Below are 1187 nucleotides of genomic sequence, written 5' to 3'. Positions count from 1 at the left end.
GCACCGCCTGGCGCAGCTGCTGCCGCGCGCTGGCCAGCGTGTCGGGATCCAGGCGCGGATTGCTCATCCGCTCGGCCTCGGCCCACAGCACGCGCTCGAGCTGCGGCGCGGGCACCACCGTCTGCAGCGCGGCGAAGTCCTCGTCGATCTCGATGCGGGTGCGCCCGCCGGCGCTGGCGATCAGGCGGTGGAACTGGCCCGGCTCCAGGTAGCGGCTGGCGCCGGCGATCAGCCGCAGCACCAGGTGCGACAGCCCGCTGCGGCCGGTGGGGTCGTCGCGGCCGCCACAGCGATAGACGACGCGCACCGCGACCTGCGAGCCCGGGACCGGGCGCGCCAGCCAGAGCAGACCGTTGGGCAGCCGTTGCGGCTCGAGGGGCGGGGCACTCATGGCCGGCATCCTAGCTGCCAATCCGCTGTCAGCAGCCGGTCCGCATCATCGGCGCGACATCGTCCTGACGGGCGGCCCACCCGAATCGGGGGCGCCCGGGCGGCGATCCGGGGCATGGGCCGCGCCGCTGCCCCGCCCAACGGGGACAAGCGCCCCGCTTTCATCGTCACTCCACGGAGGGCTTGCCATGAGCGCCATCAACTTCGCCTACACGATCGTCTACGTCGAGGACGTGGGCGCGTCGCTGGACTTCTTCGAACGGGCATTCGGCCTGACGCGCCGTTTCCTGCACGAGTCCGGCGCCTATGGCGAGCTCGAGACCGGCGCCACCACCCTGTCCTTCGCGCGCCACGACATCGCGCGCGGCAACCTCGGCCAGGACTACCGCAAGGCCGCGGACGGCGCGCCGCTGGGGATGGAGATCGGGCTGTCCACGCCGGACGTGCCCGCCGCCTACGCGCGTGCCCTGGGCGCCGGCGCGCAAGGCCTGACCCCGCCGATGACCAAGCCCTGGGGCCAGGTGGTCGCCTACCTGCGCTGCCCCGACGGCACCCTGGTCGAGATCTGCACCCCGATCTGACCGGCGCCTAGGCGTCGTCCCGCGCGCCGGGCCGGGGCTCCACGACGATGCGCGCATGGCGCTGGAAGGTGAAGTACGCCCAGGCCCAGTCCGCGAAGACGCGGACCCGGTTGCGGAAGCCGATCAGGAAATAGACGTGCACGAACAGCCAGAACAGCCACGCGGAGAACCCGCTGAACTGGATCGTCCCCAGGTCGGCGACCGCCGCCTTGCGGC

The 1187-nt window shown here is 72.8% G+C and carries 2 protein-coding genes and 1 pseudogene; 1 reads left to right on the top strand and 2 read right to left on the bottom strand.

Annotated elements, in window-relative coordinates:
• Positions 1–391, bottom strand: a 391-nt coding sequence (locus FUT87_RS20850; RefSeq protein ID WP_186830667.1) for an insulinase family protein, incomplete at its 3' end; no start/stop codon positions are given.
• Between the two features lie 196 nt (positions 392–587).
• Here FUT87_RS20850 and FUT87_RS20845 point away from each other — a divergent pair.
• Positions 588–971 carry a VOC family protein gene (locus FUT87_RS20845; protein ID WP_147242257.1) on the top strand — a complete coding sequence of 128 codons (384 nt, stop codon included), beginning with the start codon at positions 588–590 and terminating at the stop codon, positions 969–971.
• A 7-nt stretch (positions 972–978) separates the two neighbouring features.
• Here the strand turns inward: FUT87_RS20845 and FUT87_RS20840 are convergent.
• Positions 979–1187, bottom strand: a pseudogene (locus FUT87_RS20840) (NAD(P)/FAD-dependent oxidoreductase); the annotation flags it as partial.

The organism is Mitsuaria sp. TWR114, assembly GCF_007997345.1.
This window is presented reverse-complemented; position numbering and strand designations above follow the sequence as displayed.